17 protein-coding genes are annotated in these 20157 nt (G+C 71.2%); 6 read left to right on the plus strand and 11 right to left on the minus strand.

All coding sequences use genetic code 11. From position 1 onward, the window contains the following. Positions 1 to 53 precede the first annotated feature (53 nt). Positions 54 to 794 (minus strand): phytanoyl-CoA dioxygenase family protein, encoded by a 741-nt coding sequence (locus tag AB0I81_RS04445; RefSeq protein WP_360649714.1) that lies wholly within the window; start codon positions 792 to 794, stop codon positions 54 to 56. A gap of 263 nt (positions 795 to 1057) precedes the next feature. Here AB0I81_RS04445 and AB0I81_RS04450 point away from each other — a divergent pair, with 263 nt between their 5' ends. The 3 genes from AB0I81_RS04450 (at position 1058) to AB0I81_RS04460 (ending at position 4336) form a co-directional block, all read left to right on the plus strand. Continuing rightward, positions 1058 to 2020, plus strand: a complete 963-nt coding sequence (locus AB0I81_RS04450) for a hypothetical protein (protein ID WP_360649717.1) — start codon at positions 1058 to 1060, stop codon at positions 2018 to 2020. A 108-nt stretch (positions 2021 to 2128) separates the two neighbouring features. Next, positions 2129 to 3103 (plus strand): aldo/keto reductase, encoded by a 975-nt coding sequence (locus AB0I81_RS04455; protein WP_360649720.1) that lies wholly within the window; start codon positions 2129 to 2131, stop codon positions 3101 to 3103. A gap of 108 nt (positions 3104 to 3211) precedes the next feature. Beyond that, entirely contained in the window at positions 3212 to 4336 is a 1125-nt protein-coding gene (locus AB0I81_RS04460) for a DUF418 domain-containing protein (RefSeq protein WP_360649723.1), read from the plus strand. A 4-nt stretch (positions 4337 to 4340) separates the two neighbouring features. Here the strand turns inward: AB0I81_RS04460 and AB0I81_RS04465 are convergent, their stop codons facing one another. Then, positions 4341 to 5000: a hypothetical protein gene (locus AB0I81_RS04465; protein ID WP_360649726.1), complete on the minus strand. Its 660-nt coding sequence runs from the start codon at positions 4998 to 5000 to the stop codon at positions 4341 to 4343. A 141-nt stretch (positions 5001 to 5141) separates the two neighbouring features. Between AB0I81_RS04465 and AB0I81_RS04470 the strand changes: the two genes are divergently transcribed. Next, positions 5142 to 6185: an endo-1,4-beta-xylanase gene (locus AB0I81_RS04470; RefSeq protein ID WP_360649729.1), complete on the plus strand. Its 1044-nt coding sequence runs from the start codon at positions 5142 to 5144 to the stop codon at positions 6183 to 6185. 133 nt (positions 6186 to 6318) lie between these two features. On the opposite strand, the gene AB0I81_RS04475 is transcribed toward AB0I81_RS04470, so the two are convergent. The 6 genes from AB0I81_RS04475 to AB0I81_RS04500 form a co-directional block, all read right to left on the minus strand. Beyond that, positions 6319 to 6861 carry a hypothetical protein gene (locus tag AB0I81_RS04475; protein WP_360649732.1) on the minus strand — a complete coding sequence of 181 codons (543 nt, stop codon included), beginning with the start codon at positions 6859 to 6861 and terminating at the stop codon, positions 6319 to 6321. A gap of 21 nt (positions 6862 to 6882) precedes the next feature. Beyond that, complete coding sequence (locus tag AB0I81_RS04480) at positions 6883 to 7332, minus strand: Rrf2 family transcriptional regulator (RefSeq protein WP_360649735.1); 450 nt, start codon at positions 7330 to 7332, stop codon at positions 6883 to 6885. 12 nt (positions 7333 to 7344) lie between these two features. Next, the gene (locus AB0I81_RS04485) at positions 7345 to 8289 is read right to left on the minus strand and encodes a sulfite exporter TauE/SafE family protein (RefSeq protein WP_360649738.1); all 945 of its coding nucleotides are present in this window, start codon (positions 8287 to 8289) and stop codon (positions 7345 to 7347) included. A 146-nt stretch (positions 8290 to 8435) separates the two neighbouring features. Then, positions 8436 to 8831 carry a hypothetical protein gene (locus AB0I81_RS04490; protein WP_360649741.1) on the minus strand — a complete coding sequence of 132 codons (396 nt, stop codon included), beginning with the start codon at positions 8829 to 8831 and terminating at the stop codon, positions 8436 to 8438. Then, on the minus strand, positions 8828 to 10126 hold the full coding sequence (locus AB0I81_RS04495; protein WP_360649744.1) for a hypothetical protein: 1299 nt from the start codon (positions 10124 to 10126) through the stop codon (positions 8828 to 8830). Before AB0I81_RS04495 ends, AB0I81_RS04490 begins: the two co-directional genes overlap by 4 nt. Continuing rightward, positions 10123 to 11181, minus strand: coding sequence for a hypothetical protein (locus AB0I81_RS04500; protein WP_360649747.1), 1059 nt, complete (start codon positions 11179 to 11181; stop codon positions 10123 to 10125). Before AB0I81_RS04500 ends, AB0I81_RS04495 begins: the two co-directional genes overlap by 4 nt. Before the next feature lie 238 nt (positions 11182 to 11419). Between AB0I81_RS04500 and AB0I81_RS04505 the strand changes: the two genes are divergently transcribed. After that, positions 11420 to 12457, plus strand: coding sequence for a PP2C family protein-serine/threonine phosphatase (locus AB0I81_RS04505; protein ID WP_360649750.1), 1038 nt, complete (start codon positions 11420 to 11422; stop codon positions 12455 to 12457). 7 nt (positions 12458 to 12464) lie between these two features. On the opposite strand, the gene AB0I81_RS04510 is transcribed toward AB0I81_RS04505, so the two are convergent. Both AB0I81_RS04510 and AB0I81_RS04515 read right to left on the minus strand, forming a co-directional pair. Further along, entirely contained in the window at positions 12465 to 13775 is a 1311-nt protein-coding gene (locus AB0I81_RS04510; protein WP_360649754.1) for a mannitol dehydrogenase family protein, read from the minus strand. A 9-nt stretch (positions 13776 to 13784) separates the two neighbouring features. Next, positions 13785 to 14813 (minus strand): LacI family DNA-binding transcriptional regulator, encoded by a 1029-nt coding sequence (locus tag AB0I81_RS04515; RefSeq protein ID WP_360649757.1) that lies wholly within the window; start codon positions 14811 to 14813, stop codon positions 13785 to 13787. Between the two features lie 151 nt (positions 14814 to 14964). Between AB0I81_RS04515 and AB0I81_RS04520 the strand changes: the two genes are divergently transcribed. Beyond that, positions 14965 to 18597 carry a LamG-like jellyroll fold domain-containing protein gene (locus tag AB0I81_RS04520; RefSeq protein ID WP_360649760.1) on the plus strand — a complete coding sequence of 1211 codons (3633 nt, stop codon included), beginning with the start codon at positions 14965 to 14967 and terminating at the stop codon, positions 18595 to 18597. Positions 18598 to 18696: 99 nt separating this feature from the next. Here AB0I81_RS04520 and AB0I81_RS04525 read toward each other — a convergent pair whose 3' ends face one another. After that, complete coding sequence (locus AB0I81_RS04525; protein ID WP_360649763.1) at positions 18697 to 19905, minus strand: acyl-CoA dehydrogenase family protein; 1209 nt, start codon at positions 19903 to 19905, stop codon at positions 18697 to 18699. Positions 19906 to 20157: the final 252 nt, after the last annotated feature.

The raw sequence follows: 20157 nt of genomic DNA on the forward strand, positions 1-20157 counted from the left end.
TGGGGGTTTCCCTAGGTGCCCGGTGATCGAAGGGTGCAAGGCGCACCTGTTCCTCACCGGTCGGCCAGTGGGTCGAAGCCGCGCAGCATCATCCCCTGGCCGCGCGAAAGGTGCACGTCGCCGGTCGGCCGGTCCTCGGGGTCGCGGAACTGGACGAGCAGTGTCGTACGGGCCTCCCCCGACCGGTTCACCCCCGACCCGTGCACGGTCAGATAGCCGAGGAACAGCACGTCCCCCGCCTCCGCCTGCACCGGCAGCGCCTCCTCCAGCGGCCAGCGGGCCGGCGGCAGGTGCCAGCCGCCCTCCTCGACGTGCGGCAGCGGCCCCTGCCGATGGCTGCCGGGAACGACGCGTACGCACCCTTTCTCCTCGGGCGCGTCGTCGAAGTGGAAGATCGCCGCACCGACGGTGTGGCGGGTGTGCGGGAAGTGGGCGGCGTCCTGGTGCATGGGGAACGGCGAGCCCTTCTCCGCCGGTTTGACGAAGATCTTGGTGTGGTGGAGCTGGACGTTCTCCGAGCCGATCAGCTCCGCCGCCACGTCGGTGAAACGCGGATCGAGCATGAGCCGGCCGAACGCGGCCGAGTGGTACTGAACGTCGTGGCAGTGCCGCAGCTCCGTGGCGCCCGCGGCGAGCCGCCTGGCGCTGCCCCAGGTGGGGTCGTACGGGCGCAGCCGCGCCAGCACCGCGTGGCACTCCTCGCGGTAGGCCCGCGCCTCGTCCTTGCCGATCAAGCCCTTGACCAGCAGGTAACCGTGTTCCCGGTAGAACCGCGCCGGCGATGAATCGGCCATGCCACGCTCCCGTTGCCCGTCCCGTCCCTCCTTCGATGTGCCCGCGAAACGCCCTCCTCGTGCAAGATTTCCAGCATTTTCGAAGCGAGCGGGGGTGTTGCTAGCGTGGCCGCCCAATGACGCAGAGGTGACGGGATTTCCGAATGACGCAGTGGTCGGGTGGACCCCACGATCAGTACCGTTACGGCGCTCCGCCACCGCCTCCCCCGGGCTACTATCCGCCGCCACCCAGGAAGCGGGGCGGGGCAGGAGTGATCGCGGCGGTGATCTCGTTCGTGGCGGTCATCGCGATCGGCGGGGGCGGGATGCTGGTGTGGCGGCTGTCCGGCGGCGGCAGCGGCGAAGCAGCCGCCGGTGAGGCGGACGCGTCGAGCCTAGAGGCACTGAAGAAGGGCTCGCTGACGGACGGGGACCTGGCCAAGGTGGATCCGGCCGCCCTGTTCTACGCCAGCTTCAAGGCGCTGACCACGCAGCCGGTCATGCACATCACGATGAGCTCGTACCAGGAGAAGGCGGAGTTCGACAAGAACACGCCCAAGTACGTGTGGGAGAGCGGCTACGACTACCGGACCAAGAAGTGGCAGCTCGCCTGGGGATCGGGCGACGACGATGACGGGCCGGTCTCCTACTGCGACGACAACGAGTCCCACCTGTACAGCTTCATGTCCAAGAAGTGGCTCCCCGTCAGCCGGGACGACACGATGTGCGCCCAGAAGAGCGCCTACCGATACATCACCGACGGCGTGTCGGCCGGCGGGCTGACGGCGGAGCAGGCCGAGGTGTGGATTCGCGAGCTGCGGACCGAGTACGAGGGGCTGGTCAACCCGGGCCGGGTGCAGCCGGCCGAGATCGACGGCAGGAAGTACCTGCGGCTGGTCGTGGACATCAAGCCGACCAAGCGGGCCGGCGGGCTCTACATCGGCGGGCAGTCGCTCATGTGGTCGTTCAAGAAGACGGGACTCGATCCGCAGGCGCATCCATACAGTTACACGGGCGGGATGGGCACCGGGTTCCACATCGAGTACCTCATCGACCCCAAGTCGCTGCTGCCCGCCTATGCCGAGATCGAGCTGACGCCGATGCTGGGCGAGGACGGCAAACCGCGGCTGGAGAACTTCGACTTCTCCGGCTGGCGCGTCCAGTACCACCTGCCGGGGAAGATGCCCGAGTTGCGGACCGCGAGGCCCGAGCGGCCGGCGCTCGACTGGCCGGGCACGGGGAACTGACGGTCGGCGAGCGCAGATGGCCGGGCGCAGCGGCGGACGACGTGGAGAAGGTGCTTAACTTGGAGGGCGTAAAACGTTTCATTTCGATCTTTGCGGAAGGTCACCCCCTTGGACTACGAACGCCAGCCGTACAGAAGGTGCGGCCGTAGCGGACTCCTCCTGCCCGCGGTGTCGCTCGGCCTGTGGCACAACTTCGGCGAGGGCAAGCCGCTCGACGGTCAGCGCGCCATCCTGCACAAGGCCTTCGACCTGGGCATCACCCACTTCGACATCGCCGACAGGTACGGCCCGCCGCTCGGCGCGGCCGAGGCCACGTTCGGGCGGATCTTCCCCCGGTCCCTGCGAGACGAGGCCGTGGTCACCACCAAGGGCCGCAACCCCATGTGGGACGGCCCGTACGGCAAGGGCAACTCGCGCAAGCACCTGCTGGCCACCCTCGACCGCTCGCTGGCCCGGCTCGGCCTCGACTACGTGGACATCTTCTACCTGCACCACGAGGACCCGGACACGCCGCTGGAGGAGCAGGTCGCCACGCTGGACCACATGGTCCGCACCGGCCGCGCGCTCTACGTCGGCGTCTCCAACTTCTCCCCCGAGCGCACGGCCGAGGCCGCCCGCCTGCTGCGCGCGCTCGGCACCCCGCTGCTGGTGCACCAGCCCTCGTACTCGCTGCTCAACCGGCGCATCGAGCAGTCCCTGCTCGGCGTGCTCGAGCAGGAGGGCGTCGGCTGCGTGGTGTACTCGCCGCTGGCCCAGGGCCTGCTCACCGACCGCTACCTGAACGGCATCCCGGCCGACTCCAGGGCGGCCGAGGGCCGGTTCCTGACCCCGGAGCGGGTGACGCCGGAGGTGCTGACGTTCGTACGGGCGCTGTCGGAGCTGGCCACCTCGCGCGGCCAGACGGTGGCCCAGCTCGCACTGGCCTGGGCGCTGCGCGATCCGCGGATCACCTCGGTGCTCGTGGGCGCTTCCAGCCCCGAGCAGCTGGAGGCGAACGTGGCGGCCGTGGACCGGCTGGACTTCACCGACGACGAACTGACGGCCATCGACCGTGCCGCCAAGGAGGCCGGCGTGGAAGCCTGAGAGCCTGCGGCGAAACCAAAGGTGTAACGCCGTACATCCATCGATGTACGGCGTTTTTCGCTCCCCAGGCCGATCTCCGCGAGTGCGTGAGCCAGCAGGCTTGAGAGTGTGAGCAGACGCATCGACGCACTCGACGTCCTTCGTGGCGTGGCCATCATGGGCACGCTGGGCACCAACATCTGGATCTTCACCGCCCCCGGCGGCGCGCTGGAGTTCCTCCAGTTCGGCGACGGCGGCAGTGCGGTGGAGACCTTCCTGCGGTTCCTGGCCAACGGCAAGTTCCTCGGCCTGCTGACCCTGCTGTTCGGGGTGGGGCTCGAACTTCAGTACCGCAGCGCGGTGCGCAAGGGGATGCGCTGGCCGGGGCGGTACCTGTGGCGGGCGGCGCTGCTGCTGGCCGAGGGTGTCCTGCACTACATCCTGGTCTTCGAGTTCGACGTGCTGATGGGGTACGCGATCACCTCCATGCTGGTCGCGTACCTGGTGGGGCGGAGTGAGCGGGTCATCACGGCGTGGATGGTCGCCGCGGGCACGCTGCTCGTGGCCCTGGTCGGGCTGGCCACGCTGGCGCTGACGGCGGTGCCGGCCGGGGGCGGGGGCGGGGCGGCTCCCGTGTACCCGGCGAGCTGGCTCGACCAGGTCTGGCTGCGGCTGGACAACGCGATCGTCTTCCGGATGGAACTCGTCTTCATCGTGCCCCTGGGCACCGTGCTCTTCCTGCTCGGCGTGCGGCTGATGCGGGCCGGTGTCTTCGACGAGCGTGGCGCGCGGCTGCGGGGCGGGCTGATGGTGGCCGGGCTGGGCATCGGGGTGCCGCTGAACCTGGTGACCTCCTTCGCCGGTCCCACCTGGTTCATGATCGACCGCTACCTCGTCGCGCCGCTGGTCGCTCTCGGTCTGCTCGCGATGATCACCTCTGTGGTGCTCGGCCTGCGCGGCGAGCCCGGCCCGCTGCGCCGCGGGCTCACCAACGTCGGCCGTACGGCGCTGTCCTGCTACGTGTTCCAGAACCTGGCCGCGAGCGTGCTCTGCTACAACTGGGGCCTGGGGCTGGCCGACCGGCTGGACGGGCTGCGGCCGTGGTGGGTGCCGGTGGCGTGGGCCGGGATCTGTCTGCTGTTCATGGGGCTGTCCACGCTGTGGTTGCGGCGCTTCGAGCGCGGACCGCTCGAACTGGCCTGGCAGTGGGCGTACCAGGCGCCGTGGAGGTCCCGTACGCCGGAGCGCGTCTGAACGGTCAGCGGAGGCGGCGTCCGCGCGCGATCAGGACGCCGGCCGCGACCAGGAGGACAAGGGCCGCCGCGCCCGCGGCGAATCGGCCCCAGCCGGCGTCGTCCTCCGCCACGGGCGCCGGAACCTCCCTGGTCCGCTCGCTCATGACCAGCCGCACGGGGGCGCCGAGGGCGGCGATCATCTCGGAGTCGATCGGCCCCCCGAGGCTCTCATGCCCGGTGGCGCGTTCGTCCCCGGGCCGCAGGGGCCCCTCGCCCGGCTCGACCGGGACGTTGCCCGAGCACAGGGTGGTCGACAGCCCGACCTCTTCCGGCTGCTCGAACATCCCCGAGTCGCCGGAGGAGGCGAACACGAGATAGCGGCCGCCCGTCGCGAACGGGTAGCCGCACGCGGCGGTGTCGGCGCTGCTCACGAGCCTGAACTCGGCGGCGGGCGCGCCCTTGTACACGTTGTCGGCCCGGAAGGTGTAGATCACGGGCCGGCCCACGGGGACTTCCCCCTCGCCGCTCCCCCACGCCACGGTGCCGGTGAACACGGTGTCCGCGTGCTTCACCGCCTCGGCCGGCGACAGTCTCGAACAGCTACAGGCGTACGCCGGGGCGGAGGCCCCCACCAGCACGGTTGCGATGAGGATGAGGACGGCGAGCAAGCGGGACAACACCATGCCCGTAGAACGTGCGTGATCGGTGCGCGGTTCAAGCATTGACGTGGCGTCCGCGAACGCTTACGGTTCCGGCAGTCGGTGAAACTATCGATACATATCCGAAACTTTCGGACGCCTCGGCACCCCCCACGGAGGTCTCTGGTGAAGCCATTGATCATCGCTCTCGCGCTCGTCCTCGCCCTCCCCGCACTCCCCGCCTCCGCCCACCCGCGACCACCCCGGGACCTGCGCCAGCTCGCGCAGCAGACCGGCATCAAGATCGGCTCCGCCGTGGACATCGCCGCCCTGCGCGCGGAGTCCGACTACCGCAAGGTGCTCAACCGGGAGTTCAACCACGTCACCGCCGAGAACGCGATGAAGTGGGAGTCCGTGGAACCGCAGCGCGGCGTGTTCACCTGGACCGACGCCGACGCCCTGGTCGAGAACGCCCGCCGCAACCACCAGCAGGTACGCGGCCACACCCTGGTCTGGCACAACCAGCTTCCCGCCTGGCTGACCGCGGGCGTGGCGGACGGCTCGATCGACGCCGCCGAGCTCAGGCAGATCCTGCGCGACCACATCACCACCCAGGTACGCCGCTACAAGGGCAAGATCAGGGCCTGGGACGTGGTCAACGAGGTCGTGGAGGAGGACGGCACGATGCGGCAGAGCATCTGGCTGACCCACCTCGGACCGGGCTACATCGCCGACGCCTTCCGCTGGGCACACCGCGCCGACCCGCACGCCAAGCTGTTCATCAACGACTACAACCTGGAGTGGAACGCCCCCAAGATCGAGACCACCCTGTCCGTGGTCAAGGACCTGAAGGCGCAGGGGGTGCCGATCCACGGCGTCGGGTTCCAGGGCCACCTCGGGATCCAGTACGACTACCCCGGCGACTGGGCCAACGTCATGCGCCGCTTCGCCGACCTCGGGCTGGAGGTCGCGGTGACCGAGCTGGACGTGCGCATGGTGTTGCCCGTCACCCCGGAGAAGCTGGCCACCCAGGCCAGCTACTACAGCCGGGCCCTGTCCGACTGCCTCAGCGTCAGGGCCTGCCGTGAGCTGACCGTCTGGGGTTACACCGACCGGCACTCGTGGGTGCCGGGCTGGTTCGATGGGGAGGGCTCGGCGTGCCTGCTCGACGAGAACCTGGCCCCCAAGCCCGCCTACCAGGCACTGCTGACCGTGAAACGCCCCCGCTAGCAACTCCCGGCAAAGCACCGTTCAACCAGGGGCGCCGCATCCGGCCGGGGCCCCTGCGTTCAGTTGGCGGGCTGCGTCCGGCCGGGGCACCGCGTCCGGCCGGAGCGCTGTGTTCAGAGTCGGGGCACTGTGTTCAGTCGGGGTCCGGTTTTCGGTCGAGGCGTTGGAAGAGGCCGTAGACGAAACGGGCCCGGTAGTCCTCGCCGTCGTGGCGGAAGTCGACGGTCCAGTGGTGCGGGGCGGGCCCATCGATCTGTACGGCGCCGGGAAAACTCGCCGCGACGTCCGCCACGACGAACCCCCACGGCGTCAGGTCCGCGAGGCTCGTCGTGACCGGCCCCGAGGCGCGGACGAACCACTGGTTCCACAGCTCGCCGCCGGGGCCGAGCAGCGCCTCGTACTCCAGGCCCGGCCAGGTCGGCAGCGGCCAGCGCAGGACGTCGCAGGTCAGGCTGCCGGCCGGGCGGCGGGCGCGGTGCGGCGGCGGGCCGAGCGCCACCCGCAGCGCGGAGACGCCCCTGCGTACGTGGGTGAGCCGCGTCCAGTGGGCGTGCGCCTCCCGCAACTCGGTGCGGGAGGCGCCTCTGGCTTCGAGCGCCTCCTCGACCTTGGCCGCGTTGACGTCGCGCATGCGGTGCAGCAGCGCCAGCTCGAACTCGACCACCCCGAAAGCCACCGCCCCAGCTTGCCAGGCCGCTCAGACACTTTCGCCCGCGACCGCCCCCCGTGACGAGCGCCGCGCGACCGGCCCGCCGTTCTCGTCCGTAAGCGGTTCGGCGGCGATGACGTCGGCCAGGGTGATCTCGTTGAGCAGGGCGTTCTCGTGGTTGCGCAGCCGGCTCCAGATCTCGGTGAGGGGCGCGGCGGCCGGGGAGAAGGGGCGGATGACCGGCTCGGCGCCCTCGGTGACGCGGATGACGTCGGCGAGCGCGATCTCCTTGGCCGGGCGGGCCAGCCAGTAGCCGCCGTCCGGCCCGCGCTGACTGTGGATGAGCCCGGCCCGGCGCAGCTGGAGCAGGATGTTGTCGCAGAAGCGACGCGGGATCTCCTGCGTGACGGCGATCCGTTCGGCGTGCACCGGGCGGTCGGACGCGGCCAGGGCGAGCATGGCGCCCAGGGCGTACTGGGTTCTGGCGGAGATTCTCATGGGCCCGTCGGCTCAGGCGCTGGCCGTCTCCTCCTTCTCACCGGCGGGACGCGCGCCCAGCTCGCTCTCCACCGCGTCGACCGACTCGTTGGCCTTGTCGCGGCGGTACTCGCGCACGGAGTAGGCGATCGCGGCGGCCCAGATCACGGCGATGATGATGTAGGCGGCGGTCTGCACGCCGCCGGAGGCGTCGATCCATTCACTGCGCAGCAGCGTGCGCACGTTGGTCAGAATGATCACGCCGCCCACCGCGGAGCCGAGGATGCGCGGCGGGATGTGCCGTACGAGCCAGGCCGCGATCGGCGCGGCGATGACGCCGCCGAGCAGCAGGACGGCCACCCAGGAGAAGTTGATGTTCTCCGAGCCGATGCCGACGAAGAAGCCGACGCTGGCGGCGATGGCCACGAGGAACTCGCTGGCGTCGATGGAGCCGATCACCTTGCGCGGCGCCATGCGCCCGCTGGCCAGGATCGCGGGGGTGCCGACCGGGCCCCAGCCGCCACCGCCGGTGGCGTCCACGAAGCCGGCCACCAGGCCGAGCGGCGCCAGGAAGCGCCTGCGCAGCGGCTTGCCCAGGTTGCCGCGCGGCAGGCCGAAGGCGGTGAAGCGGATGAGGATGTACACGCCGAGCGACAGCAGGATGATCGACATCACCGGCGCGGCGAGTTCGGTGGACAGGCTGGACAGGAACGTGGCCCCGGCGAACGCGCCGATCGCGCCCGGGATGCCGATCTTGGCGACGACCTTCCAGTCCACGTTGCCGAAGCGCCAGTGGGAGATGCCGGAGGCGAGCGTGGTGCCGATCTCGGCGAGGTGGACGGTGGCGGAGGCGGCCGCCGCGTTGGTGCCGATGGCCAGCAGCAGCGTGGTCGACGTGACGCCGTACGCCATGCCGAGGCTGCCATCGACGAGCTGGGCCGCCAGGCCGACGAGCCCGAGCAGGATGAGCGCTCGCACGATCTCCCCTTTCTCTACTTAATAAGTAGGGATAATGTTTTACGACGCCGCGTGTCCTGTCAAGTCCCGGCATGGGAACGCCCACATGCCACGGCCGCCCCGACCGGTGTCACGGTGCGGGACGGCCGCGCGTACCCTCTGGTTGCTCAGCCCGTGATCAGGGCCTTTACGGCGAGCTCCTCCACGCCCGCGGGGCCGTCGAGGCGGACCGAGAGCTCCCAGACGCCGCTCATCGAGAACAGCTCGCCCTCGGCCAGGAAACGGCCGGGCTCCCGCTCGGTGGCGGGGAGTTCGGGCATCGCGTGCCCCATGTCGGGCATCACCGCCGAGACCATCACGCTGTCGGCGTCGCCCTTGTCCACCCTGATCTCCACGGTGACGCGTCCGGGGGCCGGGTCCTCGATCAGGACGGTGGCGGCGTAGTGGGTGCCCGTGGTGCGCACGTTGACCGGTTCCGCCGCCGCGTTCCCGCCCGCCACGAACAGCGCCACGGTGGCGGCCACCAGCACCGCCACCGCTATCAGCGCCCGCTTCCTGTTCATCGCACGGCCTCCGGGGTCGTCACGTCCACGGTGAAGGGCGCGGTCACGATGCGGTCTCCGGTGGCGTACTGGACCCAGGCGAGGTAGCGGCCGGGCTCGGGGAAGCTGAAGGTGAAGCGCAGCCGGGAGCCCGGGGCGCCCATCTCGTGCACGTGGCCGAGGAAGTCGCCGTCCTGGCTGCGGATGAGGAGGTGGCCGGTCATGCCGAGCCAGGGCCGCACGCCGGCGGGGGCGGTGAGTTCGATCGTCGCGGGCCGGCCGGCGACCGGCACGGCGGGCCGCAGAGTCGGCACGACGGCCTCGCCACCCGGCTCCGGCGTCGTCGGCCGCTCCGTCTTCTCGGTCGATTCGCCGTCGCCGCCGACGGTGAAGTCCGCGGCGACGAGTTGCCCGCCCGAGTCCTCCCGTTCCAGCTCGGCGTGCGCCAGATACCGGCCGGGACGCTCGGCCCGCAACCTGACCTCCATCCGCCCGGGGGCGGTGCGCAGGGGGTGGACGTGGCGGAAGTACCGCCCGTCCTCGCTGGTGACGATCACGTGCGCGAGCGCCTCGTGGTGGACGACGAGGTCGTCCACGGGCCGCCCGGTGGAGCCGTCCACGAGGTCGATCCGCAGCGTGAACTCCTCCCCCTGGGCCGGCCTGGCGGGCACCGTCTCCACCCGCGCCTGCGCGTACGGCCGCCCGCCCGCCACGGCGGTCGTCTCGACCGTGGGCGCGGCGCCGTCAGGAGCGGCGGGAGGCAGTTGCGGCTCGAACACGATCACCATGGCGGCGACCGTCACCCCGGCGGCGGCGCCGGCGGCCAGCGCCATCGCCGTGCCCGGACGGGTGGTCATCCCGGTGAGCAGGCCGCCCACCAGCAGCAGCGCGGCCAGGAACAAGCCGCCGTAGATGAGGAAGTCCCCCGCGGAACCGCGATCGACGAGGACACGGAACGGGACCACGGCGGTCTCGTTCCCCGCGCTCAGCTTCAGCTCGTGGGGGCCGGTCCGCTCGACCTGGAGCTGCGCGTACTGCGGCTGGGCCGCGGCCAGGGCCGTGCCCGTCACCGTGCGGCCGTCCTCGACCGAGCGGACCTCGACGGCCACGGGCAGCCCGGAGACCGGCTGGTAGGCGATGACGCCGATGCGCAGCGGCCCCGGCACCCGCGACGTGCCCTTGATCACCACCGTGACCTCGGCGCCGGCGATCGTCTGGGCGATCCGCAGGTCCGCCCCCGCCGTGACGTTGTGCGCCGCGGCGGGGGAGGCCATCGCCAGCACGAGCACGGCGACGAGGCACAGGACTCGGATCATGCCCGCTCTGCGTCTACCGTACGGGGCGCGGCCCCGGCTGTGCCGTCAGCGGTGTCGTCGGCGGTGTCGGGCGTGGTTTTTTCGCTTCCGGCCGCGTTGGGCAGGAACAGCGCGCCCAGCGCGAGCCCGATGAGCCCGGCGATGATGGGCGCGCCGGTCCACAGCTCGGGCACGGTGGGCAGGCCGCCGCCGGTGGCCGAGGCGATCCCGATGTAAAGCGACCAGGTGGCCAGGCCGGACAGCCCGGCGAAGGTCCAGTACGCGGCGCGCCGCTCGCCCGTGGGACGCAGCCACCGGATCAGCAGGTCGCTCACGAGTCCGGCGACCACGAACGACACCAGGACGGGCACGTTCTTGAACTCGGTCTGGGCGCCGGGCATGAGCACGGCGAGGGTGTACATCACGGTCACCGAGCCGAACGGCAGCAGCCAGCGGCGCGCCAGGAGCAGCACGGGGCTGAGCAGGATGATGTTGGTCACGACCATCGCGAGCGCGAGCCGGTCGGCGCCGGGCTCGTTGACGGCGGAGAACGCCTCGACGATGCGGACCGGCCGGTACTGCATGGCGTCGCCGTACGACAGGAACAGGGAGACGAGCGTGGTGGCGAAGGCGAGCCCGATCAGCGCGGGCAGCAGGCGGCCGAGGGACGGCTGGGCGCCCACGTCGGGGGCGTTCCACGCCGAGCGCAGCGGGGTGGTGATGATGAGAAGCATCGTCACGATGAGCCCGAGATGCGAGGGGCTGAACAGGATGTCGAGACTCGTCTCGATGCCGAGCACGGTGTGCCACAACATGTCGATGAGCCCGAAGAAGGCGAACGCGGGCACCGCCAGCAGCCCGGCGAGGTAGCCGAACGGCACGGCCGCCGGCCCCTGCCTGCCGGCGCGGACGTTGCGCCAGACCTGCCAGATGATCCAGCCCGAGACCACCGCGAACCCGGAGTAGAACACCGCGTGCCAGGGCGTGAAGAACGTCTCCAGTTCGGCCAGGTTGGTGTGCGCCCAGGCGTCGATCATCAGCCCGATCCCGAACCAGACGCCGAGCAGCGCCGTCACCAGATCGGTCCTCGGAGAGACCCAGCCGCGGGGCTCCCCGGAATCCACCATTAATCGCCGGATGCCGGCGTCAGCCGATACCACGTGATGGCTCCTCGCTGTCGATTCGAATTCTGTCGAATCGAATCTATCCATGATCGCGTGACTGGATCGCCTCTCCATGCGCGGCTTGAGAACAGCACATGCACTGCGCGATGCTGGTGAGTCAATAGTGGTTGATATTGCACTCGGGGGTCGGATGAGGTCGCTGCAGGTCCTGCGCTGGCTTCCGTTCGTCGTCATGCTGGGCGTCGCCGGGCTCGACCTGCTGGCCGGCGAGCTGCTGGTGTTCCTGCCCCTTCTCACGCTCGGCCCGGCCTTCGCGTCGGTGTCGGGCGGTGTACGCAGGACCGCCGCGGTCGGGGCGGTGGCGCTGGCCATCTGCCTGCCCATGGCCTCCTACAACGGCCTGCTGTTCACCTGGGAGAACAACCTCACCATCATCAGCATCGCCGGCGTGACCGCGGCGAGCATGCTGGCCGCCCGCCTGCGCCTGCTGCGCGAGCGCGAACTGGCCAGCGTCCGGCAGGTCGCCGAGACCGCGCAGCGGGTGCTGCTGCGGCCCGTGCCCCGGCGGGCGGGGGATCTGCGGGTGGCGTTGTCGTACACCTCCGCGGCGGCCGAGGCCCAGATCGGCGGCGACCTGTACGAGATCGTCACGACCCCGCACGGCGTACGGCTGCTGATCGGGGACGTCCAGGGCAAGGGCCTGGCGGCGGTCGAGACGGCGGCCTGGGTGCTGGGCGCCTTCCGGGAGGCGGCCTACGACGAGGCCGGCCCCGCCGACATCGGCGAGCGACTGGAGGCGAGCCTGGCCAGGCACCTGGGCGGCGAGCAGTTCGTCACCGCGATCCTCGCCGAGGTCCACGAGACGGAGATGACGCTGGTGAACTTCGGTCATCCGCCGCCGCTGCTCGTGCTCGGTGACGGCGGCCTGGTCACCGCCGAGCCGCCCGAGCTGGGCCTGCCGCTGGGACTGGGCTCGTTCGACTCCTCGGCGATCAAGTCGCACCGGGTCCCGTTCGGGGGCGGGGACCGCATCCTGTTCTTCACCGACGGGGTGATCGAGGCCAGGAACGCGGCCGGCGAGTTCTACCCGCTGGCGGAGCGGGCCCGGCTGCTGCGGCACGACGACCCGCAGGCGGCGCTCGACGCGCTGCGCGCCGACCTCGTCGCGCACACGGGCGGCCCGCTGCTGGACGACGCCGCGATGCTCCTGCTCCACCGACCCGGCTGACCTCCTCTCACGCCAAGTTCGCGGCCCGCGTCGCGACGGCGTCGATCAGCTCGGTGTCGTGCGCGAGCTCCGGATCCAGGCAGGCCAGCACGGTACGGGCGGCCTCCGGCAACGGCCCGGCGACCGGAAGGGAGCAGGCCACGGCGTCGCGCACCGGAACGCCGCCACCGCGCAAATGCAGCAGCCAGGCCGCGATCATGCGGACGGCCCCGCCGGGCAACCCGCCCCGCCGCCGTTCGGCCCGCAACACGGGCAGCACCCGCACGGGCAACTTCTGCGACCCATCCTCGGCGATCTTCGCCAGGGTGTGCCGGATCCGCGAATTGGCGAACCGTGCCAGCAGCGCGTCCCGATAGGCGTCCAGCTCGGGCTCGGGAAAGTCCAGGTGGCGCGCGGCCTGCGCCCACCACTCCACCAGCCACCCGCGGCAGGCCGGATCGGCGACCGCCTCGGCGACCGTGGCATGGCCGCGCAGACCGCCGGCGTAGGCGAGGAGCGAGTGGCCGCCGTTCAACAACCAGAGCTTGCGTTCCTCGTACGGCGCCGCGTCGGCGACGAAGCGGGCACCCGCCTCCTCCCAGCGCGGCCGCCCCGCCGGGAACTCCCCGCACAACACCCACTCGGCGAACGGCTCGGCCACCACGGGCGCGGCATCGGCCCTGCCGGTGGCGGCGGCCACCACGCCGGAGTCCTCCGCCGACGGGTACGGGGTGATCCGGTCCACCATGGTGGTGACGTAGGAGGCGTCCGAGGTCCGCAGCCCGGCCGCCCCGGCCAGCTCGCCGACCATCCGCGCGGCCACCTCGCCGTTGCCGGGCAGGTTGTCGCACGGCACGATCGCGACCGGCCCGCCCCCGGCCCGCCGCCGCGCCGCCAGCCCGGCGGCCAGCCGCCCGGCCACGCTCCGTACCGGCGCCTCCGGATCCGCCCGCAACGCCGCGAGATCGGCGCCTGGCTTCGTGTAGGCCGCCTCGGTGACCGTCAGCGTGACCACCGCCAGTTCGGGCCGTCGCCAGTACGCCAGCCAGTCGCTGTGATCACCCCCGGCGTGCACCGCCGCGACCGAGCCGATCACCTCGAAGGAGTCACCGTCGCTCCCCCGCGTGACCAGCGTGTACAGGCAGTCCTGGGCCGACATCCGCGCCACGACGTCCGTGCTGCGCCCGGTGAAGGCGGCGATGCCCCAGCGGGCGGCGTCCGGGGCGTGCTCGGTGTACCAGGCCTGGTGGGCGCGGAAGAACCCGCCGAGCCCCAGGTGCAACATGCGGACGGGGGCGGCGGGACGGCCGTCGGCGGCGCGGTTCAGCGGAGGGATCATGACCTTGACTCAGAGCGTACCCGGCACCAGCGGAACCGTGGTCGACTCGCGCACCACCAGGCGGCAGGGCCGGGCATGGCGGCCGGGTGAGTGGGTGCCGTTGATGGCGGCCAGCAACATCTCGGCGGCCGTCCTGCCGAGCCCGTCCAGGTTCATGTCCACGCTGGTCAGCGGCGGCTGGCTGGCCCCGGTCATCACGTCCCAGTTGTCGAACCCGACCAGCGCCACGTCCTCCGGCACCCGGCGCCCGATGGCCCGCAGCGCGTCGGCGACGCCCCTGGCGATCTGGTCGCTGCCGCAGAACACCGCGTCGAACCCGGTCCCACCGGCCAGCAACATCCCGACCGCCTGCCGCCCCCACACCTCGCTCCACGCCCCGAACAGCGGCGGCCCCGACAGTTCGAGCCCGGCCTCGCCCAGGCGTTCGGCGGCCGACGACGCGCGGACGCGGGCCGAGTGGTGGTGCTCGGGGCCGGTGACGTGCGCGATCCGCGTACGGCCGATGGCCAGCAGGTGCTCCACCGCCTTGCGCGCCCCGCCCTCCTCGTCGGGCACCACCGAGCAGTCCTGCGGGTCGCTGGAGCTGATGTAGGCGTAGACGACGGGCACGGGCAGCCCCGCCGCGATCGGGGCGCGCGCCTCGGTGCGCCTGCCGGTGACGATGATGCCGTCCACACGCCGGCTGAGCAGCGTCTTGACGTGGTACTGCTCCCGGATCGGGTCGTCACGCCCGTCGCACAGGAACACCGACATCTGCCCGGCGCCGAGCGCGTCCTCCGCGCCCATCAGCACCGGGATGCTGAACCGGCCGATCGTGTCCATGGTGATCATGCCCACCGTGTACGTACGCCCGGAGTGCAGGCTGCGCGCTCCCGCGTTGACCTCGAAGCTGAGCTGCCTGGCGGCCTCCCTGACCCGCACCCGGGTCTCCTCGCGCAGGGATCCACGGCCGTTGAGGGCCTTGGAGGCGGTGCCCACCGACACCCCGGCCAGCGCCGCGACGTCGGCGATCGTGGCGTGACGCTCCAATTTCCCCATACTTTCCTCCGCTTTCCTACCGCCTTGCCTTGTCAATTCTACCGTCCGTTGACGCAAGCAAGAGAGCGTTGCTAATTTGCGGAAAACGGTTTCCTGGCTTTCCACCCACCGAGAAGCGCCCCGCCCCCGCCCGCGCAGTGAAGGACCAGCCATGCACCCGAGGATCGCCCTGCCCGCCGTGCTCCTGCTCGCCTTATGCACGCCGGTGTCGCCCGCCGCCGCGGCCGCGCCGCCCGCCGTCGCAGCCGCGCCGCCCGCCCCCGTGCTCGCCTATGAGTTCGACCCCGACGACCTCACCACCGGCACGATCACCGACTCCTCCGGCAACGGCCTGGACGGCACGCTGGTCAACGGCTCGACCGCGGCCCTGGTCGAGGGCCGGGGCGGCGGCCACGCGCTGAGCCTGCCCGGCGGCGCGCCGAACTCCGATGGCGCCTACGTAACGGTACCGCTCGCCGCACTGCGGGACAGAACGGACCTGACGGTCTCGGCGCGCGTGCGCTGGGACGGCACGACCGCCCCCTGGCAGTGGATCTACGCACTCGGCAAGGACACCGGCCGCTACCTGTTCACCACGCCCTACAACGGCGACGGCCGCCTGCGCACCGCGCTCACCACCTCGGGCGGCGGCGGCGAGGCCCAGGTCACGGGCTCGGCCGCGCTGCAGTCCGGCACGTGGAAGACGCTGACCGTCACCCTCGACACGGGCGCCGGCCGCCTGACCACCTACCTCGACGGCGCCGCCGTCTCCACCGCGCCCACCTCGATCAGCGCCGCGCAGCTCATCGACGCCGCCACCACGTCGGCGGGCTTCATCGGACGCTCCTTCTACCAGGACCCGCTGTTCGACGGCGCGATAGACGACTTCCGCATGTACGCCGCCGCGCTGTCGGCCGAGGAGGTGGCCGCCACCACCGGCGTCGAACCGCCTGCCCCGACCGGCCTCACCCAGGACGCCTTCACCGTCCGCACGATCATCGGCGCCGCGCCGCCCCTGCCCGCCACGGTCCGCGCCACCTTCTCCGACGGCTACGACCGCGACCTGCCCATCGCCTGGCGGCCCGTGGACCCCGGCGACTACGCCCGTACCGGCACCTTCACCGCGAACGGCACGGCCGGCGGCAGGCCGGTGACCGCCGAGGTGACGGTGATCCGCGAGGGCCAGCTCGTCATCGACCTGGCCAAGGACACCGGCCCCTTCCACGGCGGCGCGTCGGGCACGCTCTACGGCCTCTACGGGCCGGGAGTGCCGACGAACAACCTGATCGAGGGCATGCGCGTGCGCACGGTGTCCACCAAGGCGCAGGACGGCGCGCAACACCCGGGCGCCGACGCGCTGGAGGTGGTGAAACCGCTGGCCGACAGCACCGACGGCGACGTGTACGTCTACATGACCGACATCCATCGCGGCTTCCCCTACCAGTGGCCCGGCGGCACCCCGGAGGAGAAACTCACCCTCTACAAGGAGAAGATCGCCAAGCAGGTCGCCCAGGCGAAGCAACTTGACCCGAAATATCAGGACAACATCGTGTTCGTGCCGTTCAACGAGCCCGAGGGCAACATGTACGGCACCGGCCAGTGGAGCTACAACGGCGTGAGCTGGCTCAGCGACCCTGACGACTACTTCAGGGCCTGGGACGAGATCCACGCGCTCATCAAGGGCGAAATGCCCTCCGCCCGCATCGCCGGCCCCAACACCAGCGTGCTGTACTCCCAGGTCAAGGGCTATCTGGAGCACACGGTCGAGGCGGGCACGGTGCCCGACGTGATGACCTGGCACGAGCTCAGCCACCCCGAGCAGGTCCGCTCCAGCGTCAGGCGCTACCGCGAGATGGAGGCCGAGGTCTTCGCGGGCACCGCGCACGAGGGCAGGAAACTGCCGATCAACGTCAACGAGTACGCCTTCAACTACCACACCTCGGTGCCCGGCCAGATGATCCAGTGGATCTCGGCCATCGAGGAGTCGAAGGTGGACGCCGACATCGCGTACTGGAACATCGACGGCAACCTGTCCGACTCGGCCGTGCAGGCCAACCGGGGCAACGGCCAGTGGTGGCTGTTCAACGCCTACGGCGCCATGAGCGGCCACACCGTGCGGGTGACGCCGCCGTACCCGGGCCAGAACTACACGCTGCAGGGCGTGGCCACCCTCGATCCCGGCAAACGGCAGGCGCGCGCGATCTTCGGCGGCGCGGACAGCGCCGGGCACATCCGGTTCGAGAACGTGCCCGCGCGCCTGTTCGGCCGCACCGTGCACGCGTGGATCAGGGAGATCCCGTGGACCGGGCAGGTCGGCGACTCCGCGCAGCCGGAGGTCGTGGCCGAGCGGGACGTCGCGGTCAAGGACGGCGCCGTGGTCTTCGACTTCGGCGCCGGCGGGCTGCCCCGGCTGAAGGAGTCGTCGGCGTACGAGATCGTCCTGACCCCCAAGGGGCCCGGCAGGGCGACGGCGCCCGTCCCGGACCTGTGGGCGCGGTCGTACGAGGCCGAGGACGCCGAATACACCGGCACCGGCTACAGCCGCAACGGGCCCGAGGGCTCGCCGGCCGACGTGTCGAAGTTCTACACCTCGGGCCGCTACGACGTGGGCGGGCTGCGTACGGGCTCCGACGGCGTCCTGGACTTCACCGTCGAGGTCCCGCGCGCGGGCCGCTACGACCTCAGTGTCTTCGCCAACTCCCTCAACACCTACGACCTGGTGCGTGAGCAGGGCCCGACCAACGTCTTCGTCCGCGTGGACGGCGGCGCGGAACAGGAGTTGTTCCTGCCGCTCGGCTACAAGTGGGTGGTCTGGGACCACGCCGACACCACGGTCGAGCTGACCGCGGGCAGGCACGTCATCTCGCTGGCCGCCCGCGCGCTCGACGGGTCCGGGGCCACGAAGGGCGACGCGATCGTGGACCGCATCCGGCTCTCGCTGCCGAACCCGGCCGCCACCACCTCCGTCTACGAGGCCGAACTGGCGGACCTGACCGGCGCGAGGCCGTCATACGGGACGGGCGGCTCGGGCTCCGGCGTCGCGGCGGCCGGGCGCGGCCGGTCGGCCACGTTCTGGGTCTACTCCCCCGCCGACGCCGCCGCCACGCTCGACCTCGCGCTGCTCGGCCCGGGAAGGGCCGCGATGTCGGTCAACGGCGAACTGGTCCTGGACGCGCGGCGCGGGGCCTCGTCGGTGAACGTGTCACTGTCCGGCGGCATCAACAAGGTCAGGGTCACCGGCACCTCGGGCACCGCGCTCATCGACCGCCTCACGGTGCGGCAGGCCGCCGCCACAGCACTGCCCGCCACCGTGTACGAGGCCGAGTCCGCGCAGCTCGCGGGCACCGCCAAGGCGTCCCGGCTCTCGCTGGCCGCCGGTCAGGCCGCGGTGACCGGGATCGGCGGCGCGCCGGGCAACGGCAACACGCTGACGTTCACGGTCAGGGCTCCGGCCGCGGGCACGTACGCCATGCGCGTGCGCTACTCCAACCCCGAGCAGTCGGCCGCGACCCACTACAACCCCGACCCGCTGGCCAGGCACGCCGACCTGTCGATCAACGGCGCCGCACCGCGGCGGGTGTTGTTCCCGCACACCTTCCACGAGAACAACTTCTGGGAGCTGACCGTGCCACTGAAACTCCGCAGGGGGGACAACACGCTCCGCTTCTCCTCGGCGGAACTGCCCAACTTCGACGGCAGGACCTACGCCTCGGACACCTTCCCCGGGGTGCTGCTCCGCTCGCAGTACGCGCCGGTGATCGACAGGATCACGGTCGCGCCGTACAGCGCGCATGCCAGGGGCTGAGCGCACAGCGCGCATGCCGGGGGCTGAGCGCACAGCGCGCATGCCAGGAACTGAGCGCACAGCGCCCGGACCAGGGGCTGAACCCAGGGCGCGAAGCTCTCAGCGGACCGGCAGGCCGGTGACCGCGCGGCCGATGATCAGCCGCTGGATCTCCGACGTGCCCTCGAAGATCGTAAAAATCTTGGCATCCCGGTGGAAGCGTTCCACCGGGTGCTCCCTGGTGTATCCGGCGCCGCCCAGGATCTGGATCGCCTGCTCGGTCACCCACACCGCCGTCTCCCCCGCCACCAGCTTCGACATCGAGCCCTCCGCCTGCTCGAACTGCCGGCCGTTGCGGGCCATCCAGGCGGCCCGCCAGGTCAGCAGGCGGGCCATGTCCACGCGGGTGGCCATCTCGGCGAGCAGGAAGGCGATGGCCTGGTTCTCGCCGATCCTGCGGCCGAACTGCTCGCGTTCGCGGGCGTAGTCCCTGGCGTACTCGAAGCCCGCGCGGGCGATCCCCACCGCCATCGCGGCCACCGACGGGCGGGTGGTCTCGAACGTGCGCATCGCCGCCTGCTCCCCGGCCCGCTCCCCCTTCCGTACGCGGGCCAGCCGCGCCCGCAGCTTCTCCTCGCCGCCGAGCAGGCACGAGCCGGGCACGCGGACGTCCCGCAGGACCACCTCGGCCGTGTGCGAGGCGCGGATGCCGTGCTTGCGGAACTTCTGGCCCATGGACAGCCCCGGTGTGCCCGGCGGGATGACGAAGGACGCCTGGCCCCTGGTGCCCAGGTCCGGGTCGACCGAGGCGACGACCACGTGGACGTCGGCGATGCCGCCGTTCGTGGCCCAGGTCTTGACGCCGTTGAGCACCCAGTCGGTGCCGTCGGGGACGGCGCGGGTGCGGATGGCGCCGATGTCGGAGCCCGCGTCCGGCTCGGAGGCGCAGAAGGCGCCCAGCTTGACGTCGTTCTCGGTGCCGAACATCAGCGGCAGCCACTCCCCCATCTGCTCGGGGGTGCCGTTGGCGGACAGGGCGGCGGCGGCCAGCCCCGTGCCGGTGATGGACAGGCCGATGCCCGCGTCGCCCCAGAAGATCTCCTCGAAGGCCACCGGCAGCGCCAGCCCGCTCTCCTCGAACCACTGGGTGGCGAAGAAGTCGAGCGAGTACAGCCCGATCTTGGCGGCCTCCTGGATGACGGGCCAGGGGGTCTGCTCGCGTTCGTCCCATTCGGCGCCGGCCGGGCGGATCACGTCGCGGGCGAACGCGTGCACCCAGTCGCGTACCCCGACCACGTCGTCGCTGAGCTCCGGGCAGAAACCCGCCATGACCGCACTCCTCGCGCCAGCCCGTTACCGCTGGTAACACCTTACCGATTGGTAGCCCCGCTTGTGGAGGCCGACACAACCAACGCCTTGTCTGGAAATTTCACTGCAATTCCGGGCATCCTGCCAGGCAGCTGACACGGCGTCCTGACGGGAGCGGCGGGGACCTTGACAGGCTCGCGGCGCGCCCACCACACTCTTCCCCCGCATCAAAGTGTGTGACATAGCACCTTGTGTTAGCGTTAACAACTTTGG

This window comes from Nonomuraea sp. NPDC050404, assembly GCF_040655495.1.
In the GTDB taxonomy this organism is placed as follows: domain Bacteria; phylum Actinomycetota; class Actinomycetes; order Streptosporangiales; family Streptosporangiaceae; genus Nonomuraea.

Coding starts and splice junctions, on each gene's coding strand:
- AB0I81_RS04515 (WP_360649757.1), bottom strand. CDS start 14,813: ATGGGGAAATTGGAGCGTCACGCCACGATCGCCGACGTCGCGGCGCTG.
- AB0I81_RS04495 (WP_360649744.1), bottom strand. CDS start 10,126: ATGATCCGAGTCCTGTGCCTCGTCGCCGTGCTCGTGCTGGCGATGGCC.
- AB0I81_RS04480 (WP_360649735.1), bottom strand. CDS start 7,332: ATGAGAATCTCCGCCAGAACCCAGTACGCCCTGGGCGCCATGCTCGCC.
- AB0I81_RS04505 (WP_360649750.1), top strand. CDS start 11,420: ATGAGGTCGCTGCAGGTCCTGCGCTGGCTTCCGTTCGTCGTCATGCTG.
- AB0I81_RS04510 (WP_360649754.1), bottom strand. CDS start 13,775: ATGATCCCTCCGCTGAACCGCGCCGCCGACGGCCGTCCCGCCGCCCCC.
- AB0I81_RS04525 (WP_360649763.1), bottom strand. CDS start 19,905: ATGGCGGGTTTCTGCCCGGAGCTCAGCGACGACGTGGTCGGGGTACGC.
- AB0I81_RS04490 (WP_360649741.1), bottom strand. CDS start 8,831: ATGAACAGGAAGCGGGCGCTGATAGCGGTGGCGGTGCTGGTGGCCGCC.
- AB0I81_RS04520 (WP_360649760.1), top strand. CDS start 14,965: ATGCACCCGAGGATCGCCCTGCCCGCCGTGCTCCTGCTCGCCTTATGC.
- AB0I81_RS04445 (WP_360649714.1), bottom strand. CDS start 794: ATGGCCGATTCATCGCCGGCGCGGTTCTACCGGGAACACGGTTACCTG.
- AB0I81_RS04465 (WP_360649726.1), bottom strand. CDS start 5,000: ATGGTGTTGTCCCGCTTGCTCGCCGTCCTCATCCTCATCGCAACCGTG.